The 14,816-nt window shown below is 34.9% G+C and carries 15 protein-coding genes; 8 read left to right on the top strand and 7 right to left on the bottom strand.

Annotation, left to right across the window (positions count from 1 at the left end; all coding sequences use genetic code 11):
- Window positions 1-20: 20 nt before the first annotated feature.
- Genes EZ428_RS00405 through EZ428_RS00395 form a run of 3 tightly spaced genes read left to right on the top strand, consistent with a single transcriptional unit; the run spans window position 21 to window position 3,262 of the window.
- The gene (locus EZ428_RS00405; RefSeq protein WP_131551138.1) at window positions 21-998 is read left to right on the top strand and encodes a lysylphosphatidylglycerol synthase domain-containing protein; all 978 of its coding nucleotides are present in this window, start codon (window positions 21-23) and stop codon (window positions 996-998) included.
- Window positions 976-2,115 (top strand): glycosyltransferase family 2 protein, encoded by a 1,140-nt coding sequence (locus EZ428_RS00400; protein ID WP_131551137.1) that lies wholly within the window; start codon window positions 976-978, stop codon window positions 2,113-2,115. Before EZ428_RS00405 ends, EZ428_RS00400 begins: the two co-directional genes overlap by 23 nt.
- A gap of 4 nt (window positions 2,116-2,119) precedes the next feature.
- Window positions 2,120-3,262, top strand: a complete 1,143-nt coding sequence (locus EZ428_RS00395) for an ABC transporter permease (protein ID WP_131551136.1) — start codon at window positions 2,120-2,122, stop codon at window positions 3,260-3,262.
- Window positions 3,263-3,301: 39 nt separating this feature from the next.
- On the opposite strand, the gene EZ428_RS00390 is transcribed toward EZ428_RS00395, so the two are convergent.
- Together EZ428_RS00390 and EZ428_RS00385 are read right to left on the bottom strand one after the other, a co-directional pair.
- Window positions 3,302-3,640 carry a TfoX/Sxy family protein gene (locus EZ428_RS00390; protein ID WP_131551135.1) on the bottom strand — a complete coding sequence of 113 codons (339 nt, stop codon included), beginning with the start codon at window positions 3,638-3,640 and terminating at the stop codon, window positions 3,302-3,304.
- A 3-nt stretch (window positions 3,641-3,643) separates the two neighbouring features.
- Entirely contained in the window at window positions 3,644-4,255 is a 612-nt protein-coding gene (locus tag EZ428_RS00385) for a carboxypeptidase-like regulatory domain-containing protein (protein WP_131551134.1), read from the bottom strand.
- A 102-nt stretch (window positions 4,256-4,357) separates the two neighbouring features.
- Here EZ428_RS00385 and EZ428_RS00380 point away from each other — a divergent pair, with 102 nt between their 5' ends.
- Both EZ428_RS00380 and EZ428_RS00375 read left to right on the top strand, forming a co-directional pair.
- A complete protein-coding gene (locus EZ428_RS00380) occupies window positions 4,358-4,969 on the top strand; it encodes a ribonuclease HII (RefSeq protein ID WP_131551133.1) in 612 nt (203 codons plus the stop codon).
- A 16-nt stretch (window positions 4,970-4,985) separates the two neighbouring features.
- On the top strand, window positions 4,986-6,188 hold the full coding sequence (locus tag EZ428_RS00375) for a glycosyltransferase family 4 protein (RefSeq protein WP_131551132.1): 1,203 nt from the start codon (window positions 4,986-4,988) through the stop codon (window positions 6,186-6,188).
- 248 nt (window positions 6,189-6,436) lie between these two features.
- Here the strand turns inward: EZ428_RS00375 and EZ428_RS00370 are convergent, their stop codons facing one another.
- Window positions 6,437-7,324, bottom strand: a complete 888-nt coding sequence (locus EZ428_RS00370; protein WP_131551131.1) for a retropepsin-like aspartic protease — start codon at window positions 7,322-7,324, stop codon at window positions 6,437-6,439.
- 610 nt (window positions 7,325-7,934) lie between these two features.
- Here EZ428_RS00370 and gcvT point away from each other — a divergent pair.
- Together gcvT and EZ428_RS00360 are read left to right on the top strand one after the other, a co-directional pair.
- Window positions 7,935-9,014: a glycine cleavage system aminomethyltransferase GcvT gene (gcvT, locus tag EZ428_RS00365; protein WP_131551130.1), complete on the top strand. Its 1,080-nt coding sequence runs from the start codon at window positions 7,935-7,937 to the stop codon at window positions 9,012-9,014.
- A gap of 85 nt (window positions 9,015-9,099) precedes the next feature.
- Window positions 9,100-9,819 (top strand): 2-phosphosulfolactate phosphatase, encoded by a 720-nt coding sequence (locus tag EZ428_RS00360; protein WP_131551129.1) that lies wholly within the window; start codon window positions 9,100-9,102, stop codon window positions 9,817-9,819.
- On the opposite strand, the gene EZ428_RS00355 is transcribed toward EZ428_RS00360, so the two are convergent.
- The 4 genes from EZ428_RS00355 to gldB form a co-directional block, all read right to left on the bottom strand.
- Window positions 9,809-10,672 (bottom strand): hypothetical protein, encoded by an 864-nt coding sequence (locus EZ428_RS00355; RefSeq protein WP_131551128.1) that lies wholly within the window; start codon window positions 10,670-10,672, stop codon window positions 9,809-9,811. The genes EZ428_RS00360 and EZ428_RS00355 overlap by 11 nt on opposite strands.
- Window positions 10,673-10,797: 125 nt before the next feature.
- Window positions 10,798-11,601, bottom strand: coding sequence for a M12 family metallopeptidase (locus tag EZ428_RS00350; protein ID WP_131551127.1), 804 nt, complete (start codon window positions 11,599-11,601; stop codon window positions 10,798-10,800).
- A 541-nt stretch (window positions 11,602-12,142) separates the two neighbouring features.
- A complete protein-coding gene (locus tag EZ428_RS00340; RefSeq protein WP_131551126.1) occupies window positions 12,143-12,934 on the bottom strand; it encodes a patatin-like phospholipase family protein in 792 nt (263 codons plus the stop codon).
- 99 nt (window positions 12,935-13,033) lie between these two features.
- On the bottom strand, window positions 13,034-14,089 hold the full coding sequence (gldB, locus tag EZ428_RS00335) for a gliding motility lipoprotein GldB (RefSeq protein ID WP_131551125.1): 1,056 nt from the start codon (window positions 14,087-14,089) through the stop codon (window positions 13,034-13,036).
- A gap of 45 nt (window positions 14,090-14,134) precedes the next feature.
- On the opposite strand from gldB, the gene EZ428_RS00330 reads away from it, so the two are divergent.
- Window positions 14,135-14,800, top strand: a complete 666-nt coding sequence (locus tag EZ428_RS00330; RefSeq protein WP_131551124.1) for a porin family protein — start codon at window positions 14,135-14,137, stop codon at window positions 14,798-14,800.
- Window positions 14,801-14,816: the final 16 nt, after the last annotated feature.

Here is a 14,816-nt window from a genome sequence, read left to right as displayed (position 1 = left end):
CAGATACAAAAAGTAAAAATTTGACACCTCAATACAAAAAAATATTTTCTATCCTTCTTAAAGTCTCAATTGTAGTTTTTGCATTCTGGTTTATCTATGTAAAACTGATTGCTAACAATGATTTAAAGAAATTTATATCGTTATTAAACTCAATGCCTAAAGTTCAGATTTGGACTATTATATCCACAGTTGTGGGATTGATGTTACTAAATTGGGGTCTAGAAGCTGTTAAATGGAAAAGGTTAATTAAACAGGTTGAGCCAATTAGTTTATGGTTGGCTATTGAATCTGTATTTTGTGGATTAACATGGGCAGTTTTTACGCCAAATCGTATCGGCGAATATGGAGGAAGAGTGTTTTTTCTCTCACCGAAAAGAAGAATTGTTGGCGTAGTCGCCATGACAGTTGGTCAAATAGGTCAGTTAGTTTTAACTAATATTTTTGGTGCAATTGCTGTAACTGTTTTCATTTATAGATTTACACCAATTGATTATCGATTGTTTTTAGCTGTTTGTGTAATTTCCATTGGGTTCTGCCTTTCCTTCATTATATTTTTCTTTAATATAAGATGGTTAAATGGGATATTACTCTCTATCCGTTTTACTCGGAAATACAAGAAATTTTATTCGATTTTAGCTCGGTATAAAAAGAGGGAATTATTAAGAATATTGTTGTTTTGTTTAGCTAGATATTTAGTTTTTAGTACCCAGTACTACATTATGTTTGAGTGGTTAATTCCAGAACTACATATATTGGATGTGATGATGCTGGTTAGTATTTTGTTCTTTGTACAATCATCATTACCCTCATTAGATTTGTTCGATGTTGGGATTAGAAGTTTTACGGCATCTTATTTTTTTGGCTTTGTAACCTCTAACATTGTAGCAGTAATTGCAGTAACTGCTAGCATTTGGCTCATCAATCTTATTATTCCTGCTATATTAGGTTCATATTTTGTTTTTAAATTAAAATTCTTTGGAAGTAGTCAGCGCACTTAGTTATTTTACCGTTTTTTTAACCTTTATTTATTTATTTGTAGTAGGTACGTTTATTAGAGGATGGGCTAAAATTCCATATTTTAAGTGGAATGAAAGTAAGCCTACAACAAAAGTTTCCATATTAATTGCTGCACGTAACGAAGAAGATAAAATCGGCAAAACCATTGATGATATTCTAGCTCAAGACTATGATAAGAGTTTAATAGAGCTAATCATTATAGATGACCATTCTACTGATGAAACCTCGGCTATTATTTCTTCTTATACTAGTCAAGGCGTTCAATTGATACAACTTAATGAAGCAAATGCCTTAAATTCATACAAGAAAAAAGCAATTCAAACAGCAATTGGACAAGCTACTGGTCAACTAATCATTACTACCGATGCTGATTGCAGGATGGGTAAAAATTGGTTAAAAACCATTGTTAATTGTTATGAAGCGAATGGGCATAAAATGATTTCATCGCCCGTGGCCTATTTTGAGGAAAAAAACTTATTTGAAAACTTACAAACTTTAGAGTTTTCTTATTTAATTGGTTTAGGTGCCTCTACTATTGGCAATAACAATCCTAGTACTTGTAACGGGGCAAACTTAGCTTACGAACGCGAGGCTTTTTTTGCAGTTGGGGGTTTTAAAGGAATTGACGATTTAGCATCAGGGGATGATGAATTGTTACTTCATAAAATGGCTGCACTTTATGAAGGCAAGATAGGTTTCTTAAAAAATAGAGATGCAATAGTTTATACCCACGCAAAACCTAATGTTAAAGAATTTCTGCAACAACGCAAACGTTGGGCATCTAAAACAACGAGGTATAAAGATAAATTGGTTATTGCTTTAGGTCTAAGTATTTGGTTGTTTAATGTTAGCATTATTGTTAATTCCATTTTGGCTGTCATTTTTACAGACATAAGTTTAAAATTTCTGCTGTTTCAGTTAATTTGCAAACTGACGATAGAACTTATTTTTCTATATGATGTAACTAAATTCTTTAAAAGAAAATCACTATTGTTTCTATTGCCATTGCTTAATCCAATGCATATAGTTTATTTTGTATACATTGGTTTAGCAGGTAATTCTGGCAAGTATAATTGGAAAGGCCGAATGGTTAAATAATAAAATGAATAACAGTCCTTCAAAAAAAATATGGAATAGATTTAAGCGCAATAAATTTGCGTTTGGGGGATTGATTTTTATTTCTTTGATGATGGTAATTGGAATTTTAGGATATATAATTACACCAGACCAAACTCCTTATGCTAGTACTATCAATCTAGCCCTAAACAAAAAGAAACCGGGCAGAACTTTTCAGTTTTTAATCATCAGTAAAAATGATAAAATAAAGCAGGTTAATGTATTTGAGAAAATGCTTTTTGGTCAGCCTGCAAATTTCAAGAGCATGCCCATTACAGGTTATCGTATTGTAAATGATAAAGTTTTGGCTCAAGAATACATTGGAGATGATGAACGACCAAAGGAAACGACATACGAATTAAAATCACTGTGTCCGAAATGTTTATTGCCTTCTAAAATGGGGACTCAACAAGCAGTTTTTGAAGAAAGTAATATTTACAAACAGACTTTTTATTTAGGTACAGACCCTTATGGTAGAGATTACCTAAGTAGGTTGATTTTAGGTATTCGTGTTTCTCTTTCGGTGGGTTTAATAGCTGTTTTAATCTCTTTAATTATTGGAGTAAGCTTGGGTGCTATTGCAGGTTATTTTGGTGGTAAAACTGATGCTATTATCAGCTGGTTTATGAACGTGACTTGGTCGTTACCCTCATTATTATTAATTATAGCTATTTCATTTGCCTTGGGGAAAGGGTTTTGGCAAATTTTCATTGCTGTTGGCCTATCTACTTGGGTAGATGTGGCTCGTTTGGTTCGTGGACAAGTATTGGCCTTAAAAGAAGTAGAATATGTAGAGGCAGCCAATGCATTAGGATTTTCGACTTTCAGAATCCTATCAAAACATATTTTACCTAATCTTGCGGGCCCAATATTAGTAGTTGCATCTGCCAATTTTGCTTCAGCTATTTTATTAGAAACAGGTTTAAGCTTTTTAGGTTTTGGCGCACAACCGCCTATGCCTAGTTGGGGTACCATGATTAAAGAACATTATGGTTATATCATTATGGATGCAGCATACCTTGCTGTTTTACCTGGGTTAGCGATAATGCTTACAGTTTATGCTTTTAATTTGTTGGCAATAGGTTTACGCGATGCTTTTGATGTAAAGGGACAGAATGTAACGGTTTAAATTGTTTAGGTGTTGAGTTGTTTATTTGTTGAGTAAACCTTATCTCTTCTTCGATGCTTTGGCAAGCGGGTTAAAGGCCAAAGCTAAGGCGACCCAAAATTTTAAATCTTCATTTTTTACAAGGACATCTTCAGCAACTTGTATATAGCTTTTCATTGGCTTTTTGCCCATTACCATTTGTCGCCAACCATCCATGTCTGCAATTTCATCAAATGAATCAGGATTTATTCTAACCATTAATTCATTTTTTGAAACGCCTACACACATTTTCCCATTAACCATAAACACTAAGCCACTAAACATTTCCTTTTCTTCAACATCTGTTAGATGGGAAAGTAATTCGCTAACGCGATAGGCTAATTCTTCATTATAACGCATTACTTAATTAGATTTTGAGATGGAATTATAGGTGTTAGATACTGATTTTTCTTGTGGGGTTGAGCCCATCACCACAAATTTATAGTTGCCAGCTTCTAGGTTATTTAACACAATCTCTCCGTTTGAATTTGTAGCTACAGTAAACATTTGTCCGCCGGGGTTTTTACCTCCTTTAACTATTATTCCTCCAATTGGAGTGCCAGCTTGTCGGGTATTCGGATTATTAGTTGGTAAAGAAATAACAAATTTATAGTTTCCAGTAGTTGGATTATTAAATTCTATTTCTCCATTGTCGCCTGTTACCACATTTAAATTTCCTCCTGGGTTTTTACCACCTTTTACTACAATACCACCAATTGGACCGCCCGCAGTGAAAGTAACTTTGCCAGCGGCATCAACTTTTCCTTTTATAGCTTTCATGATGCAAGGGAAATGAGATTCTGGATAATTCATTTTACAATAACTACAATAATGTCCTTCTGGAGCGGCTTGTTTGGCAACAGGGTTACTAGTTTCTTTAACAGTTGTTGAGGTTTGACTTGCTTTGTATACTTGAGCCAAAACACTTAAAGAAATACATAATGTTAAAGCTAATGTTGTAAATAATTTTTTCATGATATTATAGTTTAATATTTGAATGGTTAATTATCTGTATATAAACTTAGTTATAATTTGTTACCCCCAAATTTTATAGTCGATAAATATTAACTTTGTAAGGTGTTATTAAATTGTTATCATATAGAGTTAGTTGAAGCTGGTTGCGACGAGGCTGGAAGAGGTTGTTTGGCCGGTCCAGTATCAGCGGCTGCTGTAATTTTGCCAAAGGATTTTTATTTAGAAGGTTTAGATGATTCTAAAAAATTAACGCATCAACAACGTGAAAAGCTAAGGCCAATTATTGAAAAAGAAGCATTGGCTTGGGCGGTTGCATTTGTAGATCATGAAGAGATTGACCAAATTAATATTTTAAATGCTTCTTTTTTAGCGATGCATAGAGCAATAGAGAAATTGATGCTTATCCCACAGCATTTAGTAATTGATGGCAATCGCTTTAAAAAATATGCAGATATTCCGCATTGCTGTATTGTGAAGGGTGATGGTAAATATTTAAATATTGCCGCAGCATCTATTTTGGCAAAAACACATCGTGATGAATATATGGCAAACCTTCATCAAGATTACCCACATTACAACTGGAAACAGAATAAAGGCTATCCAACTATTGAACATAGAAATGCGGTAGTTGAAATTGGTTTATCCCCTTTCCATCGTAAAACTTTTAATGTAAGCGACCCTCAATTAACTCTTTCTTTTCAGGAAGAAGTTTAATTTGTAATTTCACATTGTGAAAATCCTTTTTTTAACTGGTCGTGTTCCTTTTCCGCCTAATAGCGGCTATCCAATTGTGGTTTATAATACCGTGAAGGGCCTGTTAACATTAGAAACTGAAATTACCCTATTCAGTATAAATCCAACAAAAGATCATATAGACGTAGATGATATTTACGATCCTGTTTTTGATCAAATCAATTTTCATTCTTTTAGCTTAGATATTGATGTAAATGTTTGGGGTGCATTTTTCAATATATTCTCTAATCAATCTTATAACGTCTCTCGTTTTTATGATGATGATGCCGCCAAGCTTTTAGAGAACTTATTACGTGAACAAGAATTTGATATCATTCAATTTGAAGGGTTATTTGTAGTTCCGTATCTAGATATTGTAAAAGAAAATAGCAAAGCAAAGTTAGTATACAGAGCTCATCACGTTGAATTTGATGTATGGGAAAAATTAGCCACCTTGGAGCGTTTTACACCTAGAAAAAAATATTTAGAGTTTTTATCTAGAAGGTTAAAGGTTTATGAAACTGAGCAAATCAATCGTTTTCATCAGGTATTTTCTATAAGTGAGCCCGATAGACAGAATATTTTATTGATGGGATGCCAGACAAGGCTAGATGTTTTTCCCGTTGCCATAGATTTTGAAAGGTATAATGTTGATGTCACTAAAACGAGTTTCCCTACCTTATTTCACTTAGGTGCAATGGATTGGCGACCAAATAAAGAAGGCTTAGAATGGTTTTTAGATGAGATTTGGCCTGATATAGAAAAGCTGAGTGGAGAACTTCGTTTTTACATTGCTGGAAGAAATATGCAAAAACAGTTTTTCGATTATGATTCTGAGAACTTAATAGTTGAAGGAGAAATTTTTGATGCTGTTGAGTTCATGAATTCTAAAGCCATTATGATTGTGCCCTTGCTTTCTGGAAGTGGTATGCGAGTTAAGATTATTGAAGGGATGGCGATGCAGAAATGTATTATTGCTACAAGTATGGCAGCTGAAGGGATTAATTGCAAAAATGGTAAGGATATCTTAATTGCAGATACGCCAGATGAGTTTTACCGCTCTATTTTGCAATGTATTACGCAACCTAATAAGTGGCTGGAGATTGGTGCAAACGCTCGTAAAACTGTAGAACGAGACCACGAAATTAATAGCAACGCAAAGCGGATGTTGGCTATTTACGAGGTGTTAATGAAGGGGTAGTTTGTTGCTCGTCTTTCGTTGTTCATTTGCCATAAAAGAACAACGATGGAACTAAGTCTTTGGCTTTTTACTTTCTATAAATGCTTTTGCGGCTTCCTTTATTTCTTTATAGCATATCCGCTTTTATCAAATAGTTCGAAATGCGTTGCACTAACATCGTCAAACAGCTAAGGTGACGCCAACCGATAAAGCACGGCCTTTTGATTATACTACGATAAATCGGAAGACATCAAGGATGATACAATCTTCTAAACATTCGAATAAACAAAGCCCTTTAGTTTGTTAGCTTTTAAGTAAATAAATTCTCGTTTAGCATCGATGATGATGTTGAATCTTTTAATGATATCTCCGCCTATGATGCTCATTTTTTGTCGGCCGAGTGCGCCTTCGAAAAAGCCAACGGGTATATTGTTTAGTTTTATTTTGCCAAGGCTAAAATTTGAGATGATTGCTTTTTTGGTTTTTAGGATATTGCCAAATGAATCTTTTAATTGTTTTTCGTCGGTTACTTTTAATTGCTCGCCTAATTTATTGGTGGCTACAAATTGGTCGTCGAATAATATGGCACCAGCGTAACCTGAATGAATTAAAAATTTGTTTTTGTAGTAATTGTTGCCGATTGCCACATTGCCTTCTACAAACATCATTTCATCTTGGAAGCTTAGTTTGAGTTTTTCGAATCTTTTGGTTTTGCTAGGTAAACTAGCATAGATAATTAATATTTTTTTATCAAAGTCTATTTCGATGGTTTTGTTTTCGAATAGGTCTAAACCAAACTTGCCATCTGTATGTTGACCAGAGTTTTTGTTTTCCCAAATGGGTACATTTTCCCATTTCAATGAGCCTATTTGTAAGGTATTGCTTTTGCTAAATCTTGAGGTATTATCGTTGCCGCCCCAACTTTTAACGCTATCTGTTCTGTCGAATTTTAAGCTGGTTATTTTTTGAAGTACCTCTTCGGTTAGAGTTACTGCGTTAGCTGCTGTGTGAAACATTAGCTGAACGGTGTCTTTTTGGTTAAGGACAGCTTTAACAGAAAGGTTATTGTATTCGGTTAGTTGAAAAGGTATGGTTGTTTTTTGTTGTGCAAAAGTAGTTAGGGAGAAAAAGATTAGGAGGAGGAGAAGTGTTTTCATTTTTTTGTTTTGGATTGCCAATGATAAGAATTGCAGCTTACAAATAGCAATTTTTTTACCATCTAAAGAAATCTGAGGGCAGCTTAGGTTGTTTTTAGCCGCAGATTCGCAGATTATAAGTGGGTAGGAGTTACGCTAACCAAAGGAAATTCCCTAGGGCTACAACCTCGAAATGACAGTTAGACGAAATGCTATGTAGTAATTAGGTTTTTAAACCGCAAAGAGCTACAATCCTTCGTTCTCTAAACCCGATTGCAGTGGAAATACTTTTTGTTTTGCCAAGGTTTCATTCGATGAATATTTGCATTGCTGGCTATATTCATCGGATGAATTGATAGATCTCAAAAAAAATATTGCAACGAAAGGCGGGGCTGCAAATGCAATGGAAAAGGGGCTTTCATTTTCTAAATTTAAGTAGAGGAGATGTGATTTTAAATGAAATTTTAACTCATAGATTCTTCGCTGCGCTCTGAATGACAAAAAGGTAAAAAACATTGCGCTATTCTTAGTATTTTTGGCACTTATTCGGTTAGCGGTTAACAGTTTTTTCCAAAAGGATGCCTTTGGGAAAGTTAGCAGTTGGCTTTTGATTATATATAAAACCAAATAAATGAAGAATACCGCATTAACAGAGAAACACATTTCATTAGGTGCTAAAATGGTGCCTTTTGCTGGTTATAATATGCCCGTGCAATATGAAGGCATTAATGTAGAACACGCTACCGTTAGAAACGCTGTTGGTGTTTTTGATGTAAGCCATATGGGCGAGTTCATTTTGAAAGGCGAAAATGCCTTGGATTTGATACAAAGGGTAACGAGTAATGATGCCTCGAAATTGATTGATGGCAAAGTTCAATATTCTTGTTTGCCGAACAAGGATGGTGGTATTGTTGATGATTTATTGATTTATCGCATTGATGAGAAAAGTTACATTTTAGTCGTTAATGCAAGCAACATTGAGAAAGATTGGAATTGGATACAACAGTTTAATACAGAAAATGTAGAAATGCATAATATTTCTGATCAGACTTCATTATTAGCTGTTCAAGGGCCGAAAGCTGCAGATGCACTGCAAAGTTTAACGGATATCGATTTGGCTTCGATGGAATATTATACCTTTAAAAAGGGAACTTTTGCTGGTGTTGATAATGTAGTGGTTTCTGCAACTGGTTATACTGGTGCAGGTGGTTTTGAAATTTATTTTGATAATGAACATGCAGATAAAATTTGGGATGCAATTTTTACAGCAGGTGCTGAATATGGCATTAAACCAATTGGATTAGCGGCTCGTGATACTTTGCGTTTAGAAATGGGTTTCTGTTTATATGGTAATGATATTGATGACACAACATCGCCAATTGAGGCTGGTTTAGGCTGGATTACTAAATTCACTAAACCTTTTACAAATGCTGAGGCTTTGCAAGCTCAAAAAGAAGCTGGTGTTACACGTAAATTAGTTGGTTTCGAAATGATTGATAGAGGTATTCCTCGTCACGATTATCCTATTGTAGATGCAGAAGGTAATGTGATTGGTAAGGTTACCTCAGGTACGCAATCGCCATCTTTACAAAAGGCAATTGGTATGGGTTACGTAACTAAAGAACTGGCTAAGGAAGGCACAGAAATCTTTATCGACATTAGAAATAGCAAGATTAAAGCTAAAGTAGTTAAGTTTCCATTTTATAAATAGATAAAAGTAGCGAGTATCAAGTAGCAAGATGGGGTATCGATGAACTTGTCTTTATACTTGATACTTTATACTTGATACTCAAAATATGTCTAGAACCATTGAAGTTTGCCTAACGCCAGCCTTATTACACTTATATAATATTGAAAACAGCATTGTTGTAGTGATTGATATTTTAAGGGCGACATCATCAATTACTTATGGTATTGATAATGGTGCTGAGGCGATTATTCCGGTTGCTCACGTAGAAGATTGTTTGGCTTATGCAGACAAAGGTTTTTTGTTGGCTGCAGAACGAAATGGAGAAGTGGTTGCTGGTTACGATTTTGGTAATTCGCCGTTCTCTTATACAAAAGAAAAGGTTGGTGGTAAAACTGTTGTGTTAACTACTACTAATGGAACAAAGGCTATGCACATGGCGCAAGAGCGTGCTTATAAAGTAGTAGTTGGTTCTTTCTTGAACCTGACTTCGCTTTGCAACTATTTAACAGCCCAAGATAAAAATGTACTGTTGCTTTGCTCTGGCTGGAAGGATAATTTTAACCTAGAAGACACTTTGTTTGCTGGTGCCGTGGTAAATGTTTTACGTAATGATTTTACGCATAGCGATGACGCTTGTGTTGTTGCAGAGGATATGTATTTAATGGCTAAGGATGATTTGAGAACTTATTTGCATAAATCTTCTCACAGTCATAGATTGGCGGCATTGAATATTGAAGAAGATGTACGGTTCTGTTTGAAATTGGATTTGTGTAAGGCGATTCCGGTTTTAGAGGGAGAAAAATTGGTGCCTCTATTTAAAAGTTAAAACTTAGCCCTAAGCATAGTGCATTAGTGTTTAAAGTTGCGCCATTAAAAAGGGTTTCTTTTGGTGCCTCATTAATATAAAAAGCTCGGTCTATACCAGCATGTGTTTTCATTTGATGTATTTTGTAATCTAATTCAACCTTTAATTGCTTATTGATAGGTACGGATAGGTTTAAGTCTCCAGCTAATTTAAAGGAGTTTGCCTTGTGTATAAAGCTTACTGGTTTCTCAAAGTCGGGTATCAAATTCCAGTTAGCTTCTGCACCATACTTGTAGAAACCTCCTAAAACCTCTAGACTTAAATTAAATAATCTATTTTTAAAGATTATAGCAGTGCCAAAATCAAAGCCCCTATATTTTACTTTGTAGGTAGAATTTAATCCTGCTGTGCTTGGGTTGTTTATGCTTTCTAATAGCTGAAATTCTTGTTGGTTGTATGCTATGCCAATAATTGGACTAATGTTTAATTTACCAAATGTTAAGGCCTGATAGCTCAAATGTAAGCTGGAGTTAAACAAATGGCCTTTATCTGCATTGAGGACGTCGCTGTAAAAAGGACTTTCTCTATTGTCATCGGCATAATCTGTGTCTGTTGCTTGGCCTTTTTTAATCTTATAGTATTCACTACTTGCTTTTAAGCTTAGGTTTTTTGGAAGCGTATATTTTACTTCAATTCCAAAGCCAAATCCTTTAAGGTTATCCCAAATTAATTCTGATAATATATTTGGGTTTTTACCAGCTGAATTTCCGGCGATAGACCAGTCGCAGTTAGTATTATGTAAGCCTACAAAAGGCTTAATATTCCATTTCTTTAAAGTATCTGCTTGTGCTAATGCCATTATACTAAAACCCATTAAGGTTATTAATAATAAGATAGGTTTAAGCTGCTGGACTCGTAAAAAAAATAGCATACGGTAATATTAAGAAAAAAAAATACCTAGCAGTAATTTAACCACTAGGTATTTTTTTCATAGAGATATTAAAAAGGATAAACGGTACCGATAAATGCTTTGTCGGTAGGAGATAAAACAGTGTTCCATCCCACTTCAAAATCGCCAATTGTTAATGCATTGTCAACAGCATAGTGCATAATTGAAGCTTTGTCGTAAGCGCTGTAATTAGTTTGTGCAGTGCTGTATTTTGCAAATAAGTTGTTGTCAACATCTGCTTGAGACCAATAGTTTGGAGCGCCAGCATAGTAAGCATAAACAGCTGGTTTATCCCATGGAATAGCAACTAAAGGGTGTTGGTGTTCGTGAATCATTCCTAAAGCGTGGCCAAATTCGTGAATCACCACGCGGCTATATTCTGAATCTGCTGTTGTTGCGGTTAACCAACCAAAATTCATAGTTGAACTGCTTTTAGATATTAACTTAGCGTCTGTGCCAAGATAAGACCAAGAGCCGTCTCCACTTTTAAAACCTACTCTAATGGTTGCGGTTCTATCATTAGTAACAAAAGTAAATTTGATGTTAGCATAAGTTTCCCATTGTTTGGCGAACTGAATCACTTTAGCTCTAATTGCTGATGTGCCACCATTTAAGCTTACTTTTAATGTTGTTCCGGGAACCCATTTTTTAGCTTGCAATACGGCGCCTCTTGGGGTTACGCCATCCAAAGTTCTTTCTGTACAGATTTTAAGGTCTCCAAGAGGATTGTTACTTTGTTCTTGCGTGAGCTCTAGTTCTTCACTTGCTGTAGGTACTTCTTTCTTACACGAATAGAACGTGGTAGTTAGCGCTAAAGCAACAATAAATGTTTGGCTTAATTTTAGAATTTTCATAGTTTTTGTTTTAGGGTTAGTGATTTAGGTGAATTTATTTAGTTATACATTTTGTTTTAATAGGTTAAAAAATTAAATAACTGTTATGTGCTGTGCTGGCAATACCTATTCCTAAGGTAAAATCTTCGATACAATTATGCAAATAAATTGTCATAAAAATTTCAAAAAATAGGAATGGAGCTTTTCAGGGCAGTTTTAAGTTAAGAGCATGATGACTGTATTGTAAGATGCCTAAGCGCCTGAAGAATTTAATGACTAAAAGCGATTTTGGGTTTTTATTTGCACAAATCTTCTGACAGCCAGAGGCTGGCGCATTGAATATTGATGAAGATGTACAGTTTTGCTTGAGATTGGATTTGTGCAAGGCGATTCCGGTTTTGGAGGGGACAAGGTTGGTGGCGCTGCCTCTGTAAGTATTGCCCGCTTATTTAGCAGATGACGCAGATTTCTTTTTATCTGCGAAATTCCCGTTATCTGCGGGAGGAGCGGTTACTTGACATGCAAGCTAGGCCCTGAAACAAGTTCAGGGTGACGGATAAAATTATCCCTTCATCAACTCCTGAAAACTCTCACTATTTTTAATTGCTCTTAGTGCTTCTTCATGGGCTAACCAATAAATAGTTTCAGCTTTTTTCATATCGAAGGTGCTGATTTCGCCCATTCCTTTTGGCTCTATCATTAAATCGCAGAATTTAGCTTTACGCTCCATGTCATGATTAATAGACATGATCCCCGCTCTTTGCATTAAATGTGCAATTTTGGTAATCTTTTCTACGGGTTTTAAGTGATTGCACGATGAGCCTATGATATAATCGCAATTATTAAGTAATGGCTCTACTGGGAAATTGTTTAAAATTCCACCATCAACATACATGTGATTATCTATTATAATGGGCTTAAAAATACCAGGAATACAACTAGATGCCAAAATTGCTTGAATTAATGGTCCTTTGGTAAAATAAGCTAAAGTGCCTTCGCTGAAGTTAGTGGCACAAATGGTTAATGGAATTTTAAGGTCTTCGATTTTATCATGTGGGAAATAATCTTTTAAAACGTCCCTAACATTCTCAATATTAATTAAACCTAATGAGCCTAAGGCAGGACGGATGAATCTGAGTAATCTGGTCTTGATGAAGATATTTAATCCTTCTTCTGGATCAATTCCGGCAGCGTAGAAAGAACCAGCAATTGAACCTGCACTTGTTCCACTTACGTGACTGAACTCTATGCCTAGGTTTGTAAAAGCCTTTAAAATCCCTAAATGAGCAATACCTCTAATGCCACCCCCAGATAAGACGATGCCGATTTTCTTTTTTTCTTTAACTAGTGTCATTGGTTCATTTGTTCAATTGTGTCATTAGTAGGATTACTGGATTGTTTAATTGATGCATTGCAAGCTGCCAACTCCCAACCCAAAACTCCCAACTCAAAACTACTGACTCTCTTTAGGTTTATACTTAGCTTTGGTTAATATCTTTTGCGCATCTTGGTCGGCCATTAATTGTTGTAAGGTAATATCAGGATTTGCCTTCATGTATTTTTTTACAATTTGCCAGCCAACGAAAACGCCTAATTTGGGAGCTGAATAACCTTTTTCGCCAATTCCAGCTGTAAATGGACCATCATTTAAATAGTTTTGGATTTTTTGTGGGTCAGTTTGATAAATTAAATCATTTTCTAAGAAAAGAGCCCATATATTTCCTTCAAATTGTTTAGACCAGGTTAATTGCTTTTCGGTATAACCAATTTTAACGGTATCACCAGTTGCTTCTGGTAAAACCTTATCTAAAAAGTAAAGGATTTTACCTTCGTAAATCATCTTAGATAATAAGGTTTGGTCTTCACGATTGGCTACGAAAAGTTCTTGTTTGGCATATTCTTCAGTAACTCTGGGTACAATGTATGCGGGAGTAAATCTCCTTGATAAATACTTTGGCGAGCTGGCTACAATTGCTTCATAAAACTTACTGTTTGGCCCTAAAAACATATCTAAACCTATTCCAATGTAATTATCTCCCACTGGAATTTGATAAGCAAAACCTGATATAAAGGAAATGAAACGTGGAACTTTAGCTTTTGGATAATAGAATTTGATGTATTTGAAACTCTCCGTTAAGTCTTTTTCGACGGTTGTTAAATTGGGAAAAATGCTATCAACTTCCTTATTTACGTCTGCATAAGGTTTACTTTTATATAAACCTTCAATTATTGCTGCATTTGGTAAACTGGGGTTGCCAACCATTCTTTGCGTATAATCATCATAAAAAAAGCCGTATTTCTGATGTAAAAAAATATTGGTTTGTTTAATGTCTTTATTTTTTCCTTGATATAAATCTTTGTCGAAACGTTGTATTTTTATATCCAACTTGATGTTGCTAACGTCTGGCTTTTTGCTTTGTTTACAAGAAATAACAGCGAGGCAAAGAAAAAATAGATAAATTTGTGCCAAAGGCATCCCTCTAGAAAGATATTTTACGTTATAGCTCATTGATGTCAAATATATAAATACACCATTAAAATAAACTACTTAAAGATGAAAAAAGCAGCAATCGCAATACTATTCTTACTCTTTACTGTTAATCTATTTGCCCAAGAAAATAGGATAGGCAATTATGGTTTTAGGTTAGGTTTAACTGCACATCCAAACTTTGGATTTATTAAGGCTGAAGGAGGAAAGGGCAATGGGGTTAGTTTAGGATTTTCTTATGGTTTAATAGGCGATTTTAATTTTGCAGAGAATTATAGTTTTTCTACAGGTTTAACTATAACCACCATTAACGGTAAAAGTACAGAGGTAAATGCACAACCTCATCATGGCATAAGTGCCGCAATAACAGATTACGATCTAAAATACATGATGCAGTACGTTGAAATCCCTTTAACTATTAAGCTAAAAACTAGCGAAATGAATGGAGTTCGCTGGTTTGGTCAGTTTGGTTTGTCGAATGATGTTAGATTAAGTGCCAGACAAGATGCAAAAAGCAATGGAACTGAATTAGCTAATAATGTAAATTCATCTGATTGGACTAGTTTATATAGAGCCGGGTTGATTATTGGTGGTGGAGGTGAATTTAGCATTAACAATAAAACCAGTGTAATGGCAGGTTTAACCTTAAACAATGGTTTTACCAACATTACTGATAACAGTTACAGCGTTAAGAACCATTTTGTAGCTATTAATTTCGGCGTATTCTTTTAAATCCAGTTTCAAATCT

This window comes from Pedobacter frigiditerrae (genome assembly GCF_004331645.1).
Classification (GTDB): Bacteria; Bacteroidota; Bacteroidia; order Sphingobacteriales; family Sphingobacteriaceae; genus Pedobacter; species Pedobacter frigiditerrae.
Note: the sequence above shows the minus strand (reverse complement) of the source record. Positions and strands in the feature narration are given on the sequence as shown.